Origin of the sequence: Isoptericola sp. NPDC057391 (genome assembly GCF_042668085.1) — a bacterium.
Taxonomy (GTDB): Bacteria; Actinomycetota; Actinomycetes; order Actinomycetales; family Cellulomonadaceae; genus Isoptericola.
Map to the genome: position 1 here is coordinate 1 of NZ_JBHVBO010000323.1, position 1,825 is coordinate 1,825.

Sequence of the window (1,825 nt, forward strand, 5' to 3'; positions counted from 1 at the left end):
GGAGCGTCGTGACCGTGCCGGAGCCGACCCGGCTCGCGAGGAAGCCCAGCTCGCGCAGGCGGGCGTAGGCGCCGGACGTCGTCGTGCGCGAGACCCGGAGCGCCGCCGCGAGCTCGCGCTCGCTGGGTACCCGGGTGAGCGGCGGGAGGCTGCCGGAGAGCACCGCGGCGCGCAGGGCGTCCGCCAGTGCGAGGTAGGCCGGACCGCCCGCACGCCAGTCGCCGAGCAGGCGCGCGGTGGCCGCGGGGGAGAGCTGCCGGACGGCGGGCGGCGCGGACGGCGAGGACGCTGGGGAGGTGACGGTCACGGGGCCACTGTCGGCCCAATGGATATGGATTGCAAGGCCATTAGGACGGAGGGTGGGAGCATGAGCACGACCGCCCGTTCCGTCCGCCGTCCGTCCCGCCGCCCGCTCCGCCGACGGATCGCGCACGCTCCGCGACCCGTGGCGCCGTCGGCCGCGCCGCCCGCGCAGGGTGCCGCGGATGCCGCCCGCCGCGCCGAGCCGCCCGAGCCTGTCGAGCCCGCTCGAGCAGCAGCGTCGCCGGCGACCTGGGGGCCCGTGCGACGCGGCGCCCAGCTCCTGCTCGGGCTGCTGGGGTTCGCGTGGTCGATGGCGATGCTGCTGCACGCCGGTCAGGGCGGCATGCCGTGGGACGTGCTGCACCAGGGCCTCGTGCGCAGCACGGGGCTGGGGTTCGGCACGGTCGTCGCGCTGACGGCGGTGCTCGTGCTGCTCGCGTGGGTCCCGCTGCGCCAGCGGCCGGGCATCGGGACGGTCGCGAACGTCGTCGTGATCAGCCTGGCGATCGGCCCGAGCCTCGCGGCGACGGCCTGGCTCGTCCCCGACCCGGGCCCGGTCGCCCGCGTCGCGCTCGCCGTCGGCGGCATCGTGCTCAACGGCGTGGCGACGGCCGCCTACATCGGCGTGCGCCTCGGACCGGGGCCGCGTGACGGCCTCATGACCGGCCTCGTGCAGCGCACCGGATGGTCTGTCCGCCTCGTGCGGACCGCCATCGAGGTCGTCGTCGTGCTGCTCGGCGTCCTGCTCGGCGGGACGTTCGGCTGGGCGACCGTCGCCTACGCGCTGGGCGTGGGCCCGGTCGTGCAGGCGACGGTGCGCTGGCGGTGGCTCGTGCCGACCGGGCTCACGGGGACGGTCGCACCCGCGGCGCGGACGGCACGCCCGACGCCGACGGACGCAGACCTCGCGCGCCGCGGTCGCGAGATCTCCCGCGCGCTCGACACGATCTCCCGGGAGCACCGGGGCCGTTGACGGCCTTCCAGCAGGCGATCTGTCGCGCCATGAACCGTCATGGCGCGGCAGATCGCGTGTTGGAAGGCAGTTCGCGGCGGTAGAAGGTGGCGGAGTCGTCGTAGCCCCGCGCCTCGTAGAAGCCGCCGGCCCGGCGGCTGGCGAGCGACACGTAGGCCGCCCCGCGCTCCGTCGCCCACCGCTCGGCGTGGGCCATGAGCGCGGCGCCCAGCCCGCGGCCGCGGTGCGCGGGATCGACCATGACCTCCTCCACCCAGCAGACCGGGCCGTTCGCGAGGAACGTCAGGTGCGTGCTCGCCAGGAGGTAGCCCAGCGGCACGCCGCTCGCCGGCCCGGTGACGACGGCGAGCAGCGTGTCGTCCCGGGCGAGGAGCGCCCCGAGCGTGTCGTCGAAGGCGTCCCTCCGGGGCCGGAAGCTGGTCGCGAAGTCGCGGGCCAGCGGCCACAGGGCGTCGGCGTCGGCAGCGCGGGCAGGGCGGACGGCGGTGGCGGGCGCGGTCATGCCCGGACCCTATCGACGGAGCGCCCGCCGCCCCCCGTGTCCGGAGG

The 1,825-nt window shown here is 76.8% G+C and carries 3 protein-coding genes; 1 reads left to right on the forward strand and 2 read right to left on the reverse strand.

The genetic code is table 11. The annotated features are described in order from the left end of the window. Positions 1–307, reverse strand: a 307-nt coding sequence (locus ACFUVW_RS20710; RefSeq protein ID WP_430573176.1) for a GntR family transcriptional regulator, incomplete at its 3' end; no start/stop codon positions are given. 60 nt (positions 308–367) lie between these two features. Here ACFUVW_RS20710 and ACFUVW_RS20715 point away from each other — a divergent pair. Then, a complete protein-coding gene (locus tag ACFUVW_RS20715; RefSeq protein WP_430573177.1) occupies positions 368–1,276 on the forward strand; it encodes a YitT family protein in 909 nt (302 codons plus the stop codon). A gap of 37 nt (positions 1,277–1,313) precedes the next feature. Here the strand turns inward: ACFUVW_RS20715 and ACFUVW_RS20720 are convergent, their stop codons facing one another. Continuing rightward, positions 1,314–1,778, reverse strand: coding sequence for a GNAT family N-acetyltransferase (locus ACFUVW_RS20720; RefSeq protein WP_430573178.1), 465 nt, complete (start codon positions 1,776–1,778; stop codon positions 1,314–1,316). Positions 1,779–1,825: the final 47 nt, after the last annotated feature.

Excerpts from the sequence above, each read along its gene's own strand:
- ACFUVW_RS20715 (WP_430573177.1), top strand. The coding sequence starts at position 368 with ATGAGCACGACCGCCCGTTCCGTCCGCCGTCCGTCCCGCCGCCCGCTC.
- ACFUVW_RS20720 (WP_430573178.1), bottom strand. The coding sequence starts at position 1,778 with ATGACCGCGCCCGCCACCGCCGTCCGCCCTGCCCGCGCTGCCGACGCC.